The 20,875-nt window shown below is 66.7% G+C and carries 18 protein-coding genes; all 18 read right to left on the bottom strand.

What is annotated here, in order from left to right; genetic code table 11:
- The coding region (locus tag C477_RS01195; RefSeq protein WP_008892595.1) for an AMP-binding protein at positions 1-972 on the bottom strand (972 nt) is incomplete at its 3' end.
- A 259-nt stretch (positions 973-1,231) separates the two neighbouring features.
- On the bottom strand, positions 1,232-3,457 hold the full coding sequence (locus C477_RS01200; protein ID WP_008892596.1) for a bacterio-opsin activator domain-containing protein: 2,226 nt from the start codon (positions 3,455-3,457) through the stop codon (positions 1,232-1,234).
- Between the two features lie 141 nt (positions 3,458-3,598).
- Positions 3,599-5,575, bottom strand: a complete 1,977-nt coding sequence (gene acs / locus C477_RS01205) for an acetate--CoA ligase (protein ID WP_008892597.1) — start codon at positions 5,573-5,575, stop codon at positions 3,599-3,601.
- A 302-nt stretch (positions 5,576-5,877) separates the two neighbouring features.
- The gene (locus tag C477_RS01210) at positions 5,878-7,911 is read right to left on the bottom strand and encodes a cation:proton antiporter (protein WP_008892598.1); all 2,034 of its coding nucleotides are present in this window, start codon (positions 7,909-7,911) and stop codon (positions 5,878-5,880) included.
- 182 nt (positions 7,912-8,093) lie between these two features.
- Positions 8,094-8,588, bottom strand: a complete 495-nt coding sequence (locus tag C477_RS01215; RefSeq protein WP_008892599.1) for a universal stress protein — start codon at positions 8,586-8,588, stop codon at positions 8,094-8,096.
- Positions 8,589-8,666: 78 nt separating this feature from the next.
- Positions 8,667-9,149: a hypothetical protein gene (locus tag C477_RS01220; protein ID WP_008892600.1), complete on the bottom strand. Its 483-nt coding sequence runs from the start codon at positions 9,147-9,149 to the stop codon at positions 8,667-8,669.
- Between the two features lie 94 nt (positions 9,150-9,243).
- Positions 9,244-10,410, bottom strand: a complete 1,167-nt coding sequence (locus tag C477_RS01225) for a hypothetical protein (RefSeq protein ID WP_049914124.1) — start codon at positions 10,408-10,410, stop codon at positions 9,244-9,246.
- Between the two features lie 110 nt (positions 10,411-10,520).
- A complete protein-coding gene (locus C477_RS01230) occupies positions 10,521-11,486 on the bottom strand; it encodes a hypothetical protein (RefSeq protein WP_008892602.1) in 966 nt (321 codons plus the stop codon).
- 60 nt (positions 11,487-11,546) lie between these two features.
- Positions 11,547-12,194, bottom strand: coding sequence for a hypothetical protein (locus C477_RS01235; RefSeq protein WP_008892603.1), 648 nt, complete (start codon positions 12,192-12,194; stop codon positions 11,547-11,549).
- Between the two features lie 47 nt (positions 12,195-12,241).
- On the bottom strand, positions 12,242-13,729 hold the full coding sequence (locus tag C477_RS01240; RefSeq protein WP_049914100.1) for a hypothetical protein: 1,488 nt from the start codon (positions 13,727-13,729) through the stop codon (positions 12,242-12,244).
- 142 nt (positions 13,730-13,871) lie between these two features.
- Positions 13,872-15,194 (bottom strand): outer membrane protein assembly factor BamB family protein, encoded by a 1,323-nt coding sequence (locus C477_RS01245; protein WP_008892605.1) that lies wholly within the window; start codon positions 15,192-15,194, stop codon positions 13,872-13,874.
- Positions 15,195-15,196: 2 nt separating this feature from the next.
- Positions 15,197-15,568, bottom strand: a complete 372-nt coding sequence (locus tag C477_RS01250; RefSeq protein WP_008892606.1) for a DUF3209 family protein — start codon at positions 15,566-15,568, stop codon at positions 15,197-15,199.
- Positions 15,569-15,651: 83 nt separating this feature from the next.
- Positions 15,652-16,884: a CbiX/SirB N-terminal domain-containing protein gene (locus C477_RS01255; protein WP_008892607.1), complete on the bottom strand. Its 1,233-nt coding sequence runs from the start codon at positions 16,882-16,884 to the stop codon at positions 15,652-15,654.
- A gap of 34 nt (positions 16,885-16,918) precedes the next feature.
- Positions 16,919-17,644: a hypothetical protein gene (locus C477_RS01260; RefSeq protein ID WP_008892608.1), complete on the bottom strand. Its 726-nt coding sequence runs from the start codon at positions 17,642-17,644 to the stop codon at positions 16,919-16,921.
- The gene (locus tag C477_RS01265; RefSeq protein WP_008892609.1) at positions 17,641-17,907 is read right to left on the bottom strand and encodes a ferredoxin; all 267 of its coding nucleotides are present in this window, start codon (positions 17,905-17,907) and stop codon (positions 17,641-17,643) included. The genes C477_RS01260 and C477_RS01265 overlap by 4 nt, the downstream gene beginning before the upstream one ends.
- Positions 17,908-17,915: 8 nt before the next feature.
- Positions 17,916-18,968 carry a precorrin-3B C(17)-methyltransferase gene (gene cobJ, locus C477_RS01270; RefSeq protein WP_008892610.1) on the bottom strand — a complete coding sequence of 351 codons (1,053 nt, stop codon included), beginning with the start codon at positions 18,966-18,968 and terminating at the stop codon, positions 17,916-17,918.
- A gap of 17 nt (positions 18,969-18,985) precedes the next feature.
- Entirely contained in the window at positions 18,986-19,882 is an 897-nt protein-coding gene (locus tag C477_RS01275) for a precorrin-3B C(17)-methyltransferase (RefSeq protein ID WP_008892611.1), read from the bottom strand.
- Positions 19,879-20,874 carry a cobalt-precorrin 5A hydrolase gene (gene cbiG, locus C477_RS01280; RefSeq protein ID WP_008892612.1) on the bottom strand — a complete coding sequence of 332 codons (996 nt, stop codon included), beginning with the start codon at positions 20,872-20,874 and terminating at the stop codon, positions 19,879-19,881. Before cbiG ends, C477_RS01275 begins: the two co-directional genes overlap by 4 nt.
- Position 20,875: the final 1 nt, after the last annotated feature.

Genomic DNA, 20,875 nt, shown 5'->3' on the forward strand with positions numbered 1-20,875 from the left:
GTAGACGATGTAGGAGTGGCCGGTGATCCAGCCGATGTCCGCCGAGCACCAGTAGGTGTCGTCGGCCTCGATGTCCAGTACGGCGTGGCTCGTCCAGGCCGTGTAGGCGAGGTAGCCGCCGGTGGTGTGCTTGACGCCCTTGGGCTGACCCGTCGTCCCCGAGGTGTACATCAGGAACAACATGTCCTCGGCGTCGCGGGTGACGGGCTCGACCGACGACCCCTCGTGGTCGGCGACGAGCTCGTCGTAGTCGTGCTGGTTGTCCGCGAGGTCGTGGTCGAGATCCTCGCCGAGTCGGTCGACGACGACGACGTCGGAGACCTCGTGTTCGACGCCCTCGAGGCCCTCGTTGGTCTTCGAGAGGTGATCGAGCGCGTCGCCGCGGCGGTAGTAGCCGTCGCAGGTGACGAGGTACTCGCTGTCGGCCGAGTTCATCCGCGTCGCCAGCGCGTCCGCCGAGAAGCCGGCGAAGACGACGCTGTGCGGTGCGCCGATGCGGGCGCAGGCCAGCATCGCGATTGGCAGCTCCGGAACCATCGGCATGTACAGCGTGACGATGTCGTCCTCCTCGACGCCCAGATCGCGCAGCGTCGCGGCGAAGTCCTCGACCTCGTCCAGCAGTTCGCTGTAGGTGTAGGTCCGCGTCTCGCCGAGTTCACCTTCCCACTCGATGGCCACGCTGTCGCCGCGACCCTCCTCGACGTGCCGGTCGAGGCAGTTGTACGACGCGTTCAACTCGCCACCGGTGAACCACTCGTAGAACGGTGCGTTCCCGTCCTCGAGGACGGTGTCGTACTCCTCGTCCCACGAGAGCAGATCGGCCGCCCGTTCCCAACAATCCGGCCAGTTCTCCTCGAACTCCTCGTATACCCCCGGATCCGAGACGTTCGCCTGCTCGACGAACGAGTCGGAGGGTTCGAACGTCTCCTGTTCCTCGAGTCGGGCCTCGAGGTTGGCATCCTCCTGTGACATGATACACCACACCCAAACACAACTGGCATAGTAAAGCCGCCATCTAGTTGTGCAAAATCGACCCGACACGGGGGATGATAGCTAGGGAATATTGACTGTATTAGGAGCATATAGCCGCTTATATCGACCCGAATCCCCCCGGTCGAACGGTCGCGCGACGAACGAGCGCGGACCGACCGGACACCGTTCGCCGTCGGACCCGTCACGTGCAGGCCGTTCATCTAGAGGGTTAGTATCCGATCGATCGACAGGATCTCCGTCAGTCGGTCCCGCGAGACTCGTCGGCCGGATCGTCGAAGAAGGTCCGCAGGAGTTCGTGCTGGCCCTTCCGCAGGTGGTTGTGCAGCGTCGGCGAGGAGATCCCCATCGCGTCGGCAATCTCCTCGGCCGTGCTCTCCCGGGGCCAGTCGTAGTAGCCGCCGAAGTAGGCCGCCCGCAGCGACGCCTCCTGACGGTCGGTCAGCCGGTCCTCGAGGCCCTCGCGGAACTCGCGAGCGGTCCGGACGTTCCGTTCGGTCTCGCGTTTGCCGACCAGTTCGGAGTCGGGGAAGACGGCGCGGAGCCCGTCCAGGATCGTCCGGATATCGGCGTCGACGGCGCATTCGGCCGTGATCGTCGCGGTTCCGCCCACGAACCGCGCCTCGAGGACGGTGGTGCCGTACTCGGTGAGCGTGACGATCGGACACGAGCTATCGACCACGAACTCGACGCGCCACCCCTCCGCGTCGGTCTCGACCAGCCGGTAGTCTTCGATACCGGGATCGTCCGCGGCGAGATCGAAGACGTCGGCCGGCGACGCCCCCTCGAGGCGCAGGTAGTACAGCTGCATCGTCTCCGAGACGGGGACGAGCGAGTCGAGTTCGAACCGACAGCCCAGCTGTCGCGAGGCGTCGACGAAGAACGAATCGTCGTCGCGACACTCGAGTTCGAGTTCGACGACCCGATCGGACAGCAGGAGGTTCCGCCGCCGGATCGCCGCGATGGCGTAGCCGACCTGCTTGCCGATCGTCTCGAGTGACCGTCGCTCCTCGTCGTCGAACGCGTCGTCGGCGTCGGTCGCGACCGAGAGGGCGCCGTAGACCGTGTCGCCGTACGCGAGCGGGATGCGCGCGAGGGCTCCGAACCCGTCGGTGTCACCGTCGCCCTCGTCCTCTCCGTCGGCGTCGATTGCGAGGGAGACGCCCCGTCCGATCGAGACGGACGACTCCCCATCGACGTCGATCGACCCGACCTCGCCGTCACGCCACGCCTCGGGGACCAGTCGGTCGACCGCGTCCGGATCGATCCCGCTGGCGGTGCGCCGGTCCGTCCGCCGGTCCGCGTGGATCGCCCGCTCGATCCAGGCGTACTCGTAGGCGCCGCCGGCGGTCAGTGCGGCGCAGGTCTTTTCCTCTACCTCCTCGTGATCGGTCGACTCCAGCAACGCACGCGTCACCGCCCGGTGAGATCGAGCGACGTCGTATCGGCGCTCGAGTTCGTCTCTGCGCGCGCGAAGTTCCTTGAGTTCCTCGTGGGCCGGCGAGACGTCGCGGACGAAGACAGCGAAGCCGCGGTGTCGCCCCTGATCGTCCCGCAGCGGCGAAATGATCTCGGTCGCGCGGAATCGCGACCCGTCCTCGGCGACGCGCCACCCTTCGCGTTCGTACCCCGACTCCTCTAAGGCCGTCGCGAGCACCCGTTCGGGGACGCCCTCGTCGACCGCTTCGTCGGTGTAGAACGTCGAAACGTGCGTGCCGACGATTTCGCCGGCTCGGTAGCCGAACATCGCGGCCGCGCTCCGGTTCCAGCGCTCGATGTAGCCGTCCGAGTCGAGACGTAACAGCGCGTACCGGTCGCTCGCAGCGAGCAGCAACCGGATGACGCTGTCGTCGCCGACGATGGGACCGTCGCGGTCGCGACCGGTTCCGGACGGCCGTTCCATGGCGTCGAAGGCGTCGATAATCTTGGTGTCGGTCGGTTCGGGGAGGTACGGCTCGAGGGCCTCGAAGCTCCGCCAGCCGCCGGCGGCCTTGACGGCCCGCGGGTTGACGCCGTGATCGATCAGCGCGCGACGGGCGAAGTACCGCCGGAGATCGCTCGTCGAGACGTCGGACAGGTCCGGGCGGTTGAACAGTTCGGCGGCCCGGTCCGCGACGTCCGAAACGAGCATCTGGAGCCGGCGGGCCGTGACGGGGAAGATCCGATCGTCGGTCGTCAGCCCGTTGCTCCGGGCGTAGCGTCGCAACTCGCGTTCGACGTGGGTCGGCAGGTACGCCGTTCGGCCGTCACCGCCGTCGACGGCCGGCACCCGAACCAGATAGCGGGGCGGCTCGATCCTGACCTGCTCGACGGCGTCGACGGTGAGTTCGGCCAGTTCCCGCGGCCGGAGACCGACGTCGGCACAGAGGCGCACGACCAGCGCCTCGCGATACGTCTCGGCGGCATCGAGGAGAATCTCGTACTCGTCGCGCTCGAGCGCCGCCGCGTCCACCCCCTCGAGACTCATGCTTCGCGCATTCCAGCGGTGCGAATATAATTGTATCGGCGCGAACCGACGGTAGACCGGTAGTATCGCGAATACGGTGCACAAGTCGTCGCTGCGGGACGTTTCGCATCATTTGAGATCGCGAAATCAGATGCGCTGCGGTCACTCGTCGTCGATCTCCGCCTGGATTTCGCCGACGATCTCCGGGTTTCGCAGGGCGCTCGTGTCTCCGAGTTCCTCCCCGTTCGCGACGTCCTCTAAGAGACGGCGCATGATCTTCCCCGAACGCGTCTTGGGAAGTTCGGGCGTGAAGACGACCGCCTCGGGCCGAGCGATCGGTCCGATCGCCGCCTCGATGTTGTCGACGATCGCCTCGCGGACGGCGGTCTCGTCGTCGTAGCCGCCCTCGGTGCTGACGTAGGCGTAGACGTCGGTACCGTTCGTCTCGCTCGAGCGGCCGACGACGGCGGCCTCGGCGACGCCGGCGACGTCGGTGATCGCCGACTCGATCTCCATCGTGCTCAGCCGGCGGCCGGAGACGTTGATCACGTCGTCGACCCGGCCGAGGACGGTCACGTAGCCGTCCTCGTCGATGCGGGCGGCGTCGCCGCTGAAGTAGCGCCACTCGTCGGCTTCCGGGTCGGAGAACCGCTCCCAGTACTCCGCGCGGAAGCGGTCGTCGCCGTCGTACAGCGTCCGGGCCATCCCCGGCCACGGGCGGGCGATCGTGAGATAGCCCGTGTCGCCCGGATCGACCGGTTCGCCGGCGCCATCGACGACGCGGACGTCGATCCCCGGGAGCCCCGGCCCGGCCGCGCCGGGTTTCATGTCGTCGATCGCGGGCAGCGTCGAGATCGTCACGGCGCCGGTCTCGGTCTGCCACCAGGTGTCGACGACGGGACAGTTCTCCTTCCCGATGTGTTCGTAGTACCAGTTCCACGGGCGCGGACTGATCGGTTCGCCGACGCTGCCGAGCAGGCGCAGCGACGACAGGTCGTGTCCCGCGGGGTACTCCTCGCCCCACTTCATGAACGCGCGGATTGCCGTTGGCGCCGTGTAGAAGACGTCGACGGCGTTGCGGTCGACGATCTCCCAGAGCCGGTCCCGGTCGGGGTAGTCGGGCGTCCCCTCGTACATCACCGTCGTCGTCCCCAGCGCGAGCGGGCCGTAGACGATGTAGGAGTGGCCGGTGATCCAGCCGATATCGGCCGCACACCAGTAGGTGTCCTCGGGTTTGACGTCTAAGACTGCGTGGCTCGTCCACGCGACGTGGGCAAGATAGCCCCCCGTCGAGTGGACGACGCCCTTCGGCTCGCCGGTCGTCCCCGAGGTGTACATCAGGAACAGCATGTCCTCGGCGTCCCGCGAGACCGGCTCGACGGTCTCGCCGGAAAACTCCTCGCGGAGGTCGTGGTAGTCGTACTCCTCGTCGCCGAGGACGTGGGGGAGGTCCTCGCCCAATCGGTCGACGACGACCGTCCGCACGTCCTGCTCGAGTTTGAGCTGGGCGTTGTCGACCTTGCTCTTCTGATTGAAGGCGTCCCCGCGGCGGTAGTAGCCGTCGCAGGTCAGCAGGTACTCGCTGTCGGCGGCGTCCATCCGGGCGACGAGCGCGTCGGCCGACAGCCCGGCGAAGACGACGCTGTGTGGCGCGCCGATGCGGGCGCAGGCCAGCATCGCGATCGGCAGCTCCGGGATCATCGGGAGGTAGATCGTCACCACGTCGTCCTCCTCGACGCCCAGGTCGCGCAGCGCCGTGGCGAACTCGTTGACCTCGACGTACAGGTCGCGGTAGGTGTAGGTCCGGCGCTCGCCCTGCTTGCCCTCCCACCGTATCGCGGCGTGGTTCTTTCGCCCCGCCTCGAGGTGCCGATCGAGACAGTTGTACGACGCGTTCAGCCGGCCGCCGGCGAACCACTCGTAGAACGGCGCGTTCCCGTCCTCGAGGACGGTATCGTACTCCTCGTCCCACGAGAGTAACTCGGCGGCCCGCTCCCAGCAGTCCGGCCACTCCGTCTCGAACTCCTCGTAGATCCCCGGCTCCGAAACGTTTGCCTGCTCGACGAACGACGACGGAGGGCTTCGGGGCGACCCGGTGAGGACGGGATGATCCCGTCCCCACCCGTTCCGATCGACCATTCTCGTTCGAACCGACGGCAGACAGTGGAATAAGCGTTAGGCACCGAACTTTTTAACGGGTCCTCGCGCGGCCGAAGGCCGCGATCGAACCTCGTCAAAAAACCTCGATGAAAAAGGCCGAGAGAGCGAAGCTCTCTCGAGCTCTCGTTCGTTCCTTCGGAACTCACGAGGAAGACCGAGCGCGCCGCTGGCGCGCTCGGTGAACCGCTCGCCCCGCTCGCGGATGCTCGGCATCCGTCAGCTTCACTCAGGTTTCGAGGACAGTCCTGTCAGATACTCCCGTAGCGATTCAGGTGGCTCAGTCACCGGAACTGCAGGAACTGCCGATCGTCGCCCCGCTCGCCGACCGCCGGATAGATCACCACGAAGTTCCCGTCGGTCAGTTCCGCGACGGTCGTCGGCAGCGTTCGCAGCCTCGAGTCCCAGCCCATCGTCCCCCGGCGGGCGCTCATCGGGACGATCAGCGACGTCTCGTCGACACCCTCCCGGAGTCTGTCCTCGAGGGCATCCCAGCTCTCGACTCCGTCGAACGTCGCCGGCACGTCGGGTTCGATCAGGTCAAAGGCGCGCTCGAACTGCTCGGGATCGCCCTCGACGACGAGGCCGCGAACCGGCGCGCCGACCTGCTCCGCGAGGTGTTCGACCGTGTGGACCGCCTCGGAGAACCCGTCGTTATGTTCGATCCCCGGCGGGAGGACGACTACGACCTCGTCGGTGGTGTTCAGCGGCTGTCGCACGTGCGAGACCAGGACGAGTTGTTTCGTCCGGAGCAACACCCGATCGATCACGTGGCCGAAGACGCGCTGGTGGCGCGGCGCGCCGTCCCAGCCGATGACCAGCGTCGTGATCCGATTCTCGAGCGTCGCTCGAACGATTCCCGAGGCGACGTTAGCGTCGACGCGCGTCTGCGGTTCGAGGGGCACCTCGGCGCCGGCCGCGTAGGCCTCCGTCGCCTCGAGGACCGACTCGAGTTCCGCGACGTCGGCCTCGGCGTCGGTTCCCGGTCGGGCGACGCTCAGGGAGTACAGCGGCTGGTTCTCACCGGGTTCGCGCACCAGCAGCGCGAGATCGAGCAGGCGCTCGCTGTACTGGGACTCGCGCGAAAAGGGGACCATGATCCGCTGCGGGGCCGCCCTCGGATCGTACGCGGTGCGTTCGGACGCGCGAACGATGCCCCGACCGTAACGGTCGACGATTGCGGGGCTGATCACGCTGACGACGAGGATCATCAGCACCGTCGCGTTGAGCATCGCCTCGCCGAACAGGCCCGCCTCGTAGCCGATGAGCACGATGGCCAACGCCGCGGCGGCCTGGCCCAGCGAGAGTCCGAACATCGTCATCGTCTCGTCGGTCGAGTAGCCGTACAGCCGCGCGGTCAGCCACGCCGCCGCGTACTTCGTCGGGAACAGGAGGCCGACGAACGCGACGGCGAGCACCAGCGTCTCGAGGCCCTCGGTCAGGACTCGGACGTCGACGAGCATCCCCACGGAGAGGAGGAAGAAGGGGATGAAGAGGGCGTTGCCGACGAACTCGATGCGGTTCATCAGGGGACCGCTCTCGGGGATCAGCCGGTTGAGAACCAGTCCCGCGAGGAACGCGCCGATGATGTGCTCCACGCCGGCGAGTTCGGCGAGGAAGGCGCAGCCGAAGAGGACGGCCATCACGAACAGGAACTCGAAGTAGCTCTCCTGATCGACCGTCTGGAAGAACCACTCGCCCAGCCGGGGGACGAGCACCCAGACGCCGACGAAGAAGAGCGCGAGCTTCCCCGTCAGCGAGAGCCAGAAGGTCGGGCCCAGTTCGCCCGCCTCGCCGGCCATGACGACCGCGAGGACGAGCAACGCGAGGGTGTCGGTGACGATCGTCCCGCCGATCGTCGCCGTGACGCTCTCGGTCTTCACGATTCCCAGTCGGCTGACGATCGGGTACGCCAGCAGCGTGTGCGAGGCGAAGATCGCGGCGAACAGCGCCGCGGCGCCGACGGAGAGCCCGAGGGCGTAGTAGCCGACGACGGTCCCGATCGCCTGCGGGATCGCGAAGGAAAGGAGGCCGAAGACGGCGCTCCGGTCCTTGTACGCGATGAACTGGGCGAGGTTGATCTCGAGCCCCGCGACGAACATCAGATAGACGATGCCGACCTCGCCCAGCAGCACGATCGTCTCCCCGCGCTCGAGGATCCCGAGGCCGTTGGGTCCGATCGCCGCGCCGACGACGATGACGCCGATGATCCCCGGGAGCCGGTAGCGGTCGAGCACCAGCGGCGCGACCAGAAAGACGGTCATCGCCAGCCCGAAGATGAGAATCGGATCTTCGACGGGGATCGACGCCGCCAGCATCACGATCCGCTCCGCGACCGATCCCGCCGTCGACTCACGACTCTCGTCACTTCCGGATTCTGTCCGAACACGCGTCTACTCGAGACGGCCTCGGTCGACTACAAACTGGCTCCGATTTTCGCGCCGCGAACTCGAGTGCTCGACGGCGAGACCGACTGACGCCGCCGCGATAGCGGGGACGGTCACTCGACGGTCGAATCGATGTCCGTGATGTCCTCGGGGTCGACGTCCGCGCCGGGCTCGCGGACGACGTAGACGTCGTAGCGCTGGTCGTTGGCGACCGGGCTGCCGACGCTCGACTGGGGAGCGATCACCGAGCCGGCGTTTTCGGACCCGATGAAGACCACCGACGCGCCGATCTCGCCGGCGACCCGTCGGATCGCGCGGACGACGTTGTTCGTCGCCGTCGCGGTCGGTTCGTCGGAACTGACGCGCTCGGTCTGGAACGTCGCTTCCGGGGCGACCTCCATCGCCCGCGTCTCGATGCCCGCTTCGATAGCCTCCGGGTCGAACGGCTCCCCCGCGGCGATCCAGCCGCGGTCTCGAGCGTAGTCGGCGTCGTCGGGGATCACCGTCAGGACGACGACCTCCTCGTCTAACAGGTCGCCGAACGTCGCGGCCTTCTCGAGCGCTTTTCTCGCCAGTTTCGACCCGTCGAAGGGCACGAGTAGCGTCATACGGCTATGTCACACGACAGCCGAAGTAAATGTTCGGCCGCCGCCGCTCGGCGAGGCGGTCGGCGGCGTCACGCGCGTTCACTCATCAGTTTCCGGTTCCACGTGAGCGCCGATCGTCGCGACGACGTTTCGGACGTACCGCATGCTCGTCGCGATCGACATGATGCCGTCCATCAGGGCCTGCTGGCTGGCTTCGTCGGGGTAGACGCGGTACTCGACCTGAACGGTTTCCGCCTCCCGGAGCTGACAGGCCGCGCCGCCGGGGTCGAGGAAGGTGTAGAACCCCGGCGTCGCCGCCAGCATCGGTCCGACGTACTGGAGGAGTTCGCTTCGGTGCTGATCGTCGCGGAGCAACTCCTTCGTTCGCTCCGTGTCGAACCCGCTTCGACCGACGATCCGGACGGGACCGAACTCCTCCTCCTTGATGACGTGGACGGGCAACCGCGAGAGTTCGACCTGCAGATTGAACGCGGTGTCCTCGTCGGAATGGGCCGTCACGCCCCGAATCGCCGTTTCGTCTAACCAGTGGCGAACCTGGGTCTCGCTAACGTGTCTCGTCATACGAGAGCGACGGCTGCAGTCGGGATAAGCCTTCAGCGGTCTCCTGCCAGGGTTTCGTACGGTCCGTGCGCGTCAGTACGAGCGGACGGGTCGCTCAGCGGCGTTTGGGCATCGTCGAGTGACGCGTCGTCTTCATATCCGCGCGCTTCGATGGCGGCGGTGCCATCGTCGAGTGACGGGTTCCGTCGCCGCCGCCCCCGTCGCTCGAGCCGAGCCCGGAACCGAGCAGCCCGTCGTCTTCCTCGTCCGCCGCGTCGCCGTCGTCCTCACCGTCGCCGTCGCCGCCGACGGAACTGGCGCTTCGCTCCTGTAGTCGCTCGTGGAGCCCCTCGAGGTCGTCGCCGACGCCCGTCAGCGAGGACTCGACCGCCGACCGAAGCTGGTCGCCGATGTCCGAGCCGCCGCCGTCCTCTCCGTCTCCATCCTCGTCGTCGCTCTCGAGGAGTCCACCGGCTTCGCCGACTGTTTCGGCGGCCGCTTCGATCGTCTCTCGAGCGCCGCCTTCGCCGTCGGCGTCGTCGCCGTCCTCGTCGGATTCGGTGTCGTCGGTCTCCGCCTCGGCGCCGCTCTCGTCCCCCTCGAGGAGACCGCTGGCTTCACCGACCGTTTCGGCGGCCGCTTCGATCGTCTCTCGAGCGCCGCCTTCGCCGTCGGATTCGCCGGCGTCGTCATCGGTTCCGGTATCCGCGGCCTCCGCTTCGGCGCCGCTATCGCCGCCCTCGTCGCTCGAGCCGAGCACAGTCTCGAGCAGTCCGTCGCCCTCGGCGCCCTCGTCTTCGGTCTCGTCGTCCTCGCCCTGATCGCCCTCGCTGGCGGCCTCCGCGTCGCTCCGCTCCTCGTCCTCCGACTCGCCCTCGTTGGCGTCCGATTCGGCCGCCGCTTCCTCGCCGTCGTCGATCGACGACCGGAGTTCGTCGACAGCGCCCTCGAGTGCCCCCTCGTCGTCGTCATCGGCCAGATTCGAGAGGTGTAACAGCCGCTGGAGGTCCGCGACCTGCTCCGGATCGCCCCGCGCGATGGCCGCCGGAATCGAGTCCGGCTCGCTGCCGTCGGGCAGCGTGTCCAGCCCGACCGCCGCGAGCAGTTCGTCCGGCTCCGCGGACTCGAGGAGGTCGCTGGCCTCCGCGGCGGTCTCGAGGAGGTCCCCGCTCGCGCCGTCGGAATCGCCGTCCTCGTCGCCGAGCAGCGACCCGCTCGAGGCATCGGCCGCGTTCAGTATCTCGGTCACCCGATCGTGGAGGTCCTGGCTATCCTGACTCATGGTTCCCTCACCGTCCGCGCCGCGGTCCACAGTTCGCCGTTGGCCGATCGCTGCCGTCCGGGCTGCCACTCGAGGGCGGACGGCGACGATTCGGTTTCAGCCGTCGGTCGCTATTCCGCTTCGGCCTCCGCCTCTTCGTCGTCTTCGTCCTCGTCGGTCACCGCCGCGATGATCTCCTCGGTCATCTTCTCGCGGCTGAGGTTCGCCTTCACGTCGACGTCCTTGGCCACCGATTGCAGGTCGTCGTAGGACATGATACCGAGGAAGTCCTCCAGCGTATCCCGACGCAGATCCTCGATGTCCTCGACCGACGGCTCGGAGTCGTCGCTCGCTTCGGCCTCGGATTCGTCTGCCGTCTCCTCGGTCTTCTCTTCGGAATCCGCTTCGGCTTCGGATTCGTCCTCGGCCTCCTCCGATTCGTCGCTTTCAGCTTCCGACTCGCCTTCGTCTTCCGACTCGGCTTCCTCTTCCGCTTCCTCCTCGGCGTCTTCGTCCGCCGATTCGGTTTCGTCCTCTTCCTCTTCCTCGTCGCCCTCTTCTTCCGGCTCGGCTTCGCCCTCCGACTCTTCGCTCTCGCCCTCGAGTACGTCGCCGAGACCGCTTTCCTCGCCGATGCTCTCGACGACCGACTCGATGGTCTCCTGCGTGTCGCCCTCTCTGTCGGCTTCCTCGCCGTCGTCGCTCTCGGCCTCGCTTTCGTCAGTATCGCTCTCGAGTAAGCCCTCGAGACCGCTGCCTTCGGAGACACCCTCCGCCAGCGATTGGACCGATTCCTTCGCGTCGTTTTCTTCGACCGTCTCCCGGAGGGAATCACGGATCGCGGCCGTGAGGGACGACTGCATTTCCTTGCGGCTCTTCCCCTCCTCGAGGCCTTCGGCGATCGACTCGTGGATTCCGCGGCCGATCGCCCCGCCGAGTTCGCGCCCGACCTGCTCGCCGAACTCGCGGCCGACCGCCGCGCCGACTTCGCCGCCGTCGATGCTGTCCTCGATGCTGCCGTCGCCGAGCACGTCGGCCACGTCGAGCTGGTCGCTCACTTCTTGGGCGACCAGCTTCCGCAGTCCGCTCTCAGCCATGGCGCTCACCTCGAGACGGGTGCGGCGAACGGCCGCCGAGTGCTTGATTCGGTCTCATGGTTAGTCCTCCTCGGCTTCGACGGCGTCCTCTTCCTCGGCCTCGGAGTCGGATTCCTCGCCGTCGTCGGTCTCCTCGTCGTCGGCTTCGGACTCGTCGTCCGTCGACTCCGCCGATTCTTCGTCCTCCGATTCGGATTCGCTCACTTCTTCCGCCGATTCGTCCGTTTCCTCTTCGGCGTCGCCCGCGTCCTCGTCCTCGACCGATTCGTCCGCTTCCTCCTCGAGATCTTCTTCTTCCTCTTCAGCTTCGGCTTCCTCTTCTTCGGCTTCTTCCTCGAGATCCTCCGCTTCTTCTTCGGCCTCGGCTTCTTCCTCTTCTTCGGCCTCGGCTTCTTCCTCTTCTTCAGCCTCGGCTTCTTCCTCTTCTTCAGCCTCGGCTTCTTCCTCTTCTTCAGCCTCGGCTTCCTCTTCCTCAGCTTCCTCCTCGGCCGCCTCTTTGCCGCCGAGTAGTTCTTCGACGACCATATCGCCGATCGTCCGACCGATGGATTCGCCGATCTTCCGGCCGATAAGCGCGCCGATCTGGGCGCCCAGCGCCTCTCCGAGGGGCTGATCCTCGTCGATCTCGTCCTCCCACTGGGTCCCCTCGATCAGCTCGTTGACGTCGATGTTCTCGGTGATCTTCCCGTAGTCGATTCGCTGTGCCATTGACGTAGACTCGGACTCGGACTCAGATTCGGATTCTCCACTCATCGTTAGGCTGCCTCCGCTGTGGCGTCGGATTGGTCTCCGGACCCTGCTTCTTCCTCGTCGGGTTCGAGCTGCTCAATTAACTGCTCGAGCACCTGACTGACGACCGTCGCGACGAATTCCTCGACCGGCAAGTTCGGGGCGAGCCCGGCGAGCCCCTCTTTGGCCCGGTCGCCGACGGCGGAGATTGGTCCCGGCGATTCGGTCGATTCCTCCTCGTCCTCCTCTGTGCCTTCCGCTTCTTCGTCTTCTTCCACCTCCGACTCGTCCGGCGCTTCCTCCTCTTCGGGCTCTGTCGCTTCGTCCTCTGCAGCCTCTTCCTCCTCGGCTCCGCCGCCGAAGAGCCCGCGGAGCCACTCCACCGGCTTGCCGAGAATGCCTTTCACCCAGCTCACGAGCGAGGAGATTCGGCCGCCGGATTCCGCTTCTTCCTCTTCGCCTTCGGCTTCTTCCTCGCCGCCGAGTCCCAGCATCCCCAACAGCTTGTTGAACAGTTCTTTCGGCTTGCTCAGCAACCCGCTGAGGACCTCCTTGGGCTTCTCGAGGAGTCCGCTGAGCATCTCTTTGGGTTTCTCGAGAATCCCGCTGAGGACCTCCTTGGCCTTCCCCGGGACCTTCTTGAGCAGTTCGAACGGCTTTTTCAGGAGCTCCTTTGCCTTATCGATCATCGCACCGGGGCCGTCCAGCAGCCCCGTCACGGCGGACAACAGGTTCCCGAGGAGGTTGTTACTGCCAGGCCGTGCCGACACGTCGAGCTGGACCGGGTTCAGGTTGACCTCGAGGCCGAGCAGATCGAGGAAGAGGCCGTCGAGGTCGAGGTGGAGGACGCCGGAGGCGTCGTCGCCCTCGTAGACCTTTTCGGCGTCCTCGGCGTGCCCTTCCTCGCGGCTGTCATCGGTGAGATCACCGGTATCGTCTCCGACGTCCTGTTCCTCTTCCTCAGCTTCTTCCTCCTCTTTGGCTTCTTCGTCCTCGGCTCCCTCCTCCTCTTTGGCTTCTTCGTCCTCGGCTCCCTCCTCCTCTTTGGCTTCTNTCTCCTCTTTGGCTTCTTCGTCCTCGGCTCCCTCCTCCTCTTTGGCTTCTTCGTCCTCGGCTCCCTCCTCCTCTTTGGCTTCTTCGTCCTCGGCTTCCTCTTCTTCGCCTTCTTCGTCCTCAGCTTCTTCCTCTTCAGCTTCTTCGTCCTTGGCTTCCTCCTCTTCAGCTTCTTCGTCCTTGGCTTCCTCCTCTTCAGCTTCTTCGTCCTTGGCTTCCTCCTCTTCAGCTTCTTCGTCCTCGGCTCCCTCCTCCTCGGCTTCTTCCGATGCCTCTTCGGTATCAGCTGTCGATTCCTCGTCGTTACCCTCCTCGGCAATCTCTGCTTGACCGCCGTCGGTCAGAACCCTTCGGCCCGCTCGCTCCGCGTGCTCACCGTCGTGACGATGGCTCGAGCGATCCCCAACTGTCACGGGATCCGAACACTCCTCGGAACCATCATCTCCTAGACCCGTTGTCATTATATGCAAAACCCATGCGAGTGGGCGTTGTGGTAATTTCCCTTGCGTATGCGACTGATGGCTGGATCGACCGCTCGAGGCAGATTGTAGTCGAGAAAACGGGTGAACGAGCGACGATTTCGAGCCGGATCTAACAGTTCGATTACTCGACCGAAGCCACGTGCAGGGCGTACTCGCCGCGGGTCTCGCCCTCGTCGTGGTAGGCCACGGGTTCCTCGATCGCCGCCAGCGTCCCGTCGTCGACGGCAGCGGCGGTCGCGATCCCCGCGAGTCGGTCGACCCGTCGCGGTCCGGACTCGAGGTCGAACCGGCGAACGGCGTGGATTTCGGGATCGCGAACGCGGAAGTTCTGCGCGCAGGGCGCGACGATCGTCTCGCCGTCAGCGGTGAGGCCGTGAACGAAGCCCCGAACCTGGTCGTCCCACGCCAACTCGCCGTCGGCGTCGAAGGTCGCGATCCGGTGCTCGTTCGGGTGGCGACTCTCCGTCTCGCGGCTCTCCACTGCGTAGGTGTTGCCGGTCACGAACGTCACGCGCCCGTCGGCCGCGTACGCGTGGTTCGGATAGGCGTACAGCGTCTCGCCGTCGATCTCGGTTTCGACCGCCAGATCGACGCGCCAGCGCTCGGCGCCGCCGGGGCCGAGCAGGTAGCCCCGTTTGTCGCCGTGGCTCGAGACCGCGATCGAATCGCCGTCGAAGGCAACGTCGCCGACGCGCCGGTCGCCCTCGGTGCCGGGGTCCCACGTCCACGCGAGGTCGCCCGATTCAGTTTCGAGGACGACGAGGCCGTTGTCGTGATCGCCCATACAGCGGTTGTAGCCGACCGCCAGTCGCTCGCCGTCGGCGTCGAGATCGATCGTGATCGGCGAGGCGTCGGTCTCGTACGTCCAGCGCACCGTGCCGTCGGGATCGAACGCGTAAACGGTGCTGTGCCACTGCCGACGGTCGCCGTCGCGCTCGTACCGCCGCGCGGCGGCGTAGAGGCGCTCGTTGCCGTCGGCGTCGGTGCTGCTCTCGAGGGCGACCACGTACGGGAGGTAGAAGACGGTGTCCTTGACGGCCTCGCCGAGGTCGTCGACGGTCTCGTACCGCCAGCGCCGCTCGCCGGTCGCGGCATCGTAGGCTGCAATCGTGCCGGTCTCGCCGCGGCCGGCGACGATCACCGTCTCCGCGGTCTCGCCGTCGCTCTCGGTCCCGTCGCTCGAAAGCGTCGCGATTCCGACCGCGTGGTCCGGATGGTCGGCCGTCCAGTGGGTCTCGAGCGAGGCCGAGTCGACCTCGCGGGCGGTGACGGTGCCGTCCCACTCGCCGGTGACGACCAGATCGCCGCCTTCGGCGACGTGAACCGCGGATCGGGTCCACATGTGGCGGCTCCGAGCCGTCTCGATCTCGCCGAGCGAGACCGACCGGAACTCGCGGTCGCCGTCCCGATCGGCTTCGCGGTCGGCGTCAGCGGTTTCGGCCATCGTCAGTCCTCTACCGGGAAGGTCTCGTGGAGGGTATCGTGAGCGTCCCCGAGGCCGTCGACGATACTCCCGCCCTGCGTGCGCAGCCGCTGGACCGCGCGTTCGGCGTCGCGAACCGCCAGCAGTCGTCCTCGCGTGTAGTCGTACTCGGGGTCGTCGTCGTCCATCGCGGCGACCTCTTCCTCCAGATCCACGAGGGCCGCGTCGAGGTGGCGTTCGACCTCGGCGAGGCTCTCGGCGTTCGCGAGCCCTTCTATCGGCCCCTCGAGGTGGCCCTCGAGTTCGTTCTCCGCGTGGTCGCGGGCGCTGTCGTCCCCGACGCCGAGGACGTTCATCAGTCCGAGTCGTAGCGCTTCGATTTCGTAGCAGCTCATGAGTGTGTGTGTGTGTGTACTGACTGTTCGGAGTCGTGTTTTTCGTCTCGAGTGCGTCGGTGCACGTCGGTCGGTTCGGTCCGCTACAGCGTCTGATCGACGAGGTCGCTGACGATGCGATCCCGATCGAGGTGGTCGCCGACGATCCGTTCGGCGTCCTCGCTCGCGACGTCGCCGTACCAGATCCCGTCCGGGTAGACGGCGACCATCGGCCCGTCCCCGCAGCGTCCCAGACACGAGGAACGCGTGATCCGCGCGTCGCAGTGGTCGGAATCCCGCACCTCCTGTCGGAGCCGCTCGAGGACCGACGGCGACCCCATCTCGGCACAGGTCTGGTTCATGCAGACCGCGACGTGCTTTTCGGGCGCGTCGTGGCTGTGGGGTTCGTCGTCGACGTCCTCGCGGTCGGCGTGGGCCTCCTGATGGGCCAGCGCGCGCAGCATGGCCCGCGCGCCGCCGACGTCCTCCTCGTAGCCCTCGAGGTCGACCTTGTACTTGCACGTGTCACAGGACATGGAGACGCTGTCCGTGCGCGCCTCCTGCCAGCGGTCGGCGAAGACGTCGAGCAACCGCGAGTCGGTGCCGAGCGGGTCGCCGGCCAGCGCCTCCACGTACGGGTAGTCCTCGTCGAACTCCGCCGTCCAGTCGCGGACTCGCTGGGTGAGCACGCCGTCGCCGAGCATGTACGGCAGGACGACGACCGCGTCGGGGCGGTGCTTCGAGAGCCCGTGGAGGGTGTCCTCGAGCGTCGGCTCGGTGACGCCGATGAACGTCGCCTCGACGCGGTCGAATTCGCGGCCCTCGTAGAGCAGGCGGGCCAGCTTGTGCACGTCGCCGTTGGCGTCCGGATCGCTCGAGCCGCGGCCACAGAGGACGACGGCGACGTCGTCTTCCGCACGGTCGACGCTCAGTTCGGCCTCGACTTCGGCGGCGCGGTCGTCGAGCAGATCCAAGATCGCGGGGTGGATCCCCAGGTGGGCGCCGTTGTTGATCTCGAGGTCGTGTTCGGCCCGGGCCTGCTCGATCGCCAGCGGCACGTCGTTCTTGACGTGGCTCGCCGCAAAGAGCGAGCAGTGGACCACCGTTACCTGCGAGGTGACGGGCGCGAGTTGCGCGAGCGCCTCGTCGATCGCCGGCTCCGCGAGTTCGAGGAACGCGGCGTCGACGGGGATGCCGAGTCGGGACTCGAGGCCGGCGGCGAGGTCCCGAACCTGTTCGTTGGACTTCTCCCGGCGGGAGCCGTGACCCACCAGCAGGAGCGCCTCGTCGTCGAACGCGGCCGTCGTCGCGGGCGTGGTCTCGTTGGATTTGCTCATCGATTGGATGGTCGGATCGTCGTTGGTCGGTCGGTTACTCGTCGTACGCCGTCGCCTGCTCGAGGCTCCGCTCGAGTTTGCGGCGGCGACTCGGCGCGAAGAGGCCGGTCGCCTCGCAGTCCTCGTAGAGCCACGTGCCGAAGTCGGGCGCGGCGTCGTCGTCGACGCCGAACCAGTAGCCGCCCGACGAGGTCTCGGAGAGGTCGTCGTAGGGCGCGTCGACGGGACTCTCGTCGATCAGGTCCTGTGCGAGCTCGAGCAGGTCCGCGTCGTCGTGGACGAACGAGATGCCGACGGTGCCGCTCGAGGACTTGAAGCAGACGGTACCACAGCCCTCGAGCAGCCCTCGGAGGAGCTCTCGATCGTGGCTCGAGAACGCGCCGAAGCGGTAGTTGCCGCGACCGTCGACGGGGAGCCCGAGCGCGCCGCTGCGGCCCAGAAGGCCCGAGTCGTCGGTCCCGTCGTCGGCTCCGACCGACAGCGTGTACTCGTCTTCCGTCCGCGTGATCGAGGTGTCGTGGGCGTAGTCACGCGTCGTCGTCTCGTGCTCGAGGTCGCCGCCCGCGACGGCCGCGAGCACCCGTGCGGACTCCTCGTCGTTGGTGACGACTTCGATGCCGCTATCCGAGACGTCGCCGCTGCCGGCGACGTGCCCCCAGAAGTACGCCGTCGCGGGGTGGCCCGCGAGCGGGTCCGACGGAACCGCGATCTCGAGCGGCGTTTCGTCTCCGTCGTCGGCTTTCGATTCGGTCTCGCTCATTCGCCTACCTCCTCGACGACGATCGCGTCCGTCGGGCAGGCCGCGGCGGCCTGCTGGGCCTCGTCGATTCGATCGTCGTCAAACGTCGCGACGACCCGGTCGTCGGTGTCCGCGACCTCGCCCTCGCAGTCGTAGACCGGATCCGCGTCGGGATCGATCGTCGCGAGGCCGTCCCCGCCCTCGACGAACCGCGGGTCGCGGGTCAGGCAAGCAAAGATGCCGTCGCAGGCGTCCTTCTCGATGGTGACTTCGTATCGTGGCATGCTGATCCTCAGTAGTCGTACTTCGTCTCGTAGCCCCGGGGCGTGACCATCCGGTCGTCCCAGACGTAGGTGTCCTCGGTGCCGACGACGATCGTCGTCGTCATGTCGATGATTTCGCTTTCGCCGAGTTCCTCGAGTTCGGCGAGTTCCGTGATCATCACCTGCTCGTCCTCGCGGCCGGCGCCGTGGACGATGCCGACGGGCGTATCGGGGTCCCGATGAGTGAGGAGAATCTCGCAAGCCTTCTGGAAGTTCTCGCGGCGCTTGCGGCTCCACGGGTTGTAGATCGTGATCGTGAAGTTCTCGCTGGCGACCGAGTGCAGGCGCGACTCGATCTCGGGCATCGGAACGAGGTGGTCCGACAGCGAGACCGAGACGGTGTCGTTCACGAGGGGGGCACCGAGCCGAGCGGCACAGGACTGGGCCGCCGGGACGCCCGGCACCACTTCGAAGTCGACCATCGAGGCCGTCGCGCCCTTGGACTCTAAGATCTCGAGGGCCAGCCCCGCCAGCGCGTAGACGTTGGGGTCGCCGCTGCCGACGATGGCGACGTCGTTGCCCGCCAGCGCGCGGTCGATCGACTCCTCGGTTCGCGACACCTCACCGCACATCGGCGTGTCGTAGATGTCCTCGGCCTCGTCCGTGATCTCGTCCGGGATGAGCTCGATGTAGGTCGTGTAGCCGACGATGTGGTCGGCCTCGAGTAACGCAGTCTTCGCGCGCTCGGTCATTCCTTCGGGGTGGCCGGGGCCGAGGCCGACGGCGATCAGCTGGCCGGGCTCGGCGTCGAAGTCCTCGATCGTCGCGCCGACCTCCTTCTCGTTGCTGCCCGAGTCGTCGGAGCTCGAGGCCCCGCACGAACTCGAGGACGAGGAATCGGAACTCGAACTGGAACTGGAGGCGCCGCATTTGGAACCGCTCGAGTCGTCCGTCTCGTTCGAGGAGGCGCCGCACTTCGATTCCGATTCCGAAGACGAGGTCTCGGCCTCTGTATCGGTACTCGAGGCCCCGCACTTGGACGTCGATTCATCGTCAGCGTCTGCGTTGGTGTCCGTACTCATGGTTGGATTGCGTATTATCAGAAGTCGTCGACGTCACGCCCGCCCCGCGGGGTGACGAGGTACGTTCGGTCGTCGTTGCGCCAGGTCTCGGTCTCGTGGTTGCCGATGATCAGCGAGGTGCCCATCCCGGAGACCTTGTCGTCGTGGTCGGCGGCCTCGCCGAGGGTCGTGATGAACTGGCTCTCGCCGTTCCGGCCGGCGTCGGCGCGGCCCGCGTCGTTGACGATGGCCACGCGGGCGTCGTCGGTGCGCTCCTCGCGGACGATCTCGACCGCCTTCTCGTAGTTTCGCCAGCAGTTGTAGAGGACGATCACGAAGTCGCTGATCGCCGCGGCGCGCAGTTTCTCCTCGATCTCGTCCCAGCCGCGCCACTTGTCCGACAGCGAGATCGTACAGAAGTCGTTGCAAAGCGGCGCGCCGACGTTGGCCGCGCCGCCCAGCGCCGCCGTCATGCCGGGCACGATCTCGATCGGGACGTCCGTGGCGTCCTCCTCGTCGGCCATCTTGAAGATCAGGTCGGACTTGCCGTAGACCGACGGGTCGCCGCCGGAGACGTGGGCCACGTCCTTCCCTTCGCGGACGTAGTCGAACGCCGCGCGGGCGAGTTCGATCTGGCGCCCCATCGTCGAGCGGACGATCTCCTGCTCGAAGCCGTCCTCGCGGGTCGCGATGCCATCCTCGTCCGTTCGCTCCTCCGAGGGGATCGTGCCGTCGTCGCGCAGGAACTCCTGATAGAGGCTCGAGGCGATAACGACCTCCGAGGACTCGATGACCTCCTTGGCCCGCTTGGTCATGTGATCGGGCAGGCCGGGGCCGATGCCGACGACGTAGAGGGTGCCGTGGTCGTCGGGGGTGCCGCCGGTGGTCGCGTCCGCTGCCGTATCGGCGGCGGCGGAGTCAGCGTCCGAACTCATCGGCCGATCGCCACCGTAACCTCGTTCTCGTAGCTGATCTTCTCGAGCACCAGTTCCTGCTCGGCCCCGCCCGCAATCGCGGAGGCCTCGGAGACGCCCGGCCAGCCGATCAGCTCCTTCGATTTGGAGGGCGTCGGCCCCTCGTGGTCGAGCAGCGTCTCCTTATCGAAGGCAACGACGCCGAGGTCGAGCTCCTGTGCGGCCTCGAGCAGTCCCTCCTCGTCTTCCTTCCGGGTCGCAGTGCCGACGAACTCGACGTCCGCGAGGTCGTAGTCCGTTCGCTCGAGTGCCTCTTCCCAGGCCTCGAGGAAGGCCTCCTTGTCGGCCCCGGAGACGCTGCCGGTGCCGAGGACGACCCCCTCGTCCTTGTTGCGCTTGAGAACCGTCACGTCGTCGCCGACGAGGACGGCCTTCGGGCCCTCGAGTCGCTCGACGGGGCCGAGGTTGTCGTCCAGTACGGCGAGGTTGGTCTTCACCGTCGAGTCGCCGTTGACGACGTGGGTGTCCATCGCCTTCGCGCGCGACTCGACGCCCTGCTTGCCGGCCGCCTCGGAAGCGGTAGTCATCGCCGGAACGGCACCCATTGTCGCCAAGTCCTGTGCGACCTGATTCGCGCCGTGGTGGCCGCCGGTGATCGGGATGGCCCACGTGAGTTCCTCGTCGACCACGCAGATCGCGGGATCGTCCCACTTGTCGTCGAGCAGGTGGGCCGTCTTCCGCATCGCGATCCCCGAGGCCATGAGGCCGATGAAGCAGTCGTACTCGCCCCAGTGCTCCTCGAAGACGTCGCCGTGGTACTCGATGATGTCGATCGCCTCGTAGCGATCGCCGATCTCGGCTTTGATCTCCTCGGCGGTGTCCATCTTTCGCCCGAAGGAGATGATCGCGATCTCCTCGGCGACTTCGCCGTCCGAATCCGGCGTCGAACAGTGGCCGCCGTCGGAATCCGATCCGCCGTCGTCGTTCGCGTTGTCAGCGTTGTCCGTACTCATG

The sequence above is a fragment of the Haloterrigena salina JCM 13891 genome (genome assembly GCF_000337495.1).
Lineage (GTDB): Archaea > Halobacteriota > Halobacteria > Halobacteriales > Natrialbaceae > Haloterrigena > Haloterrigena salina.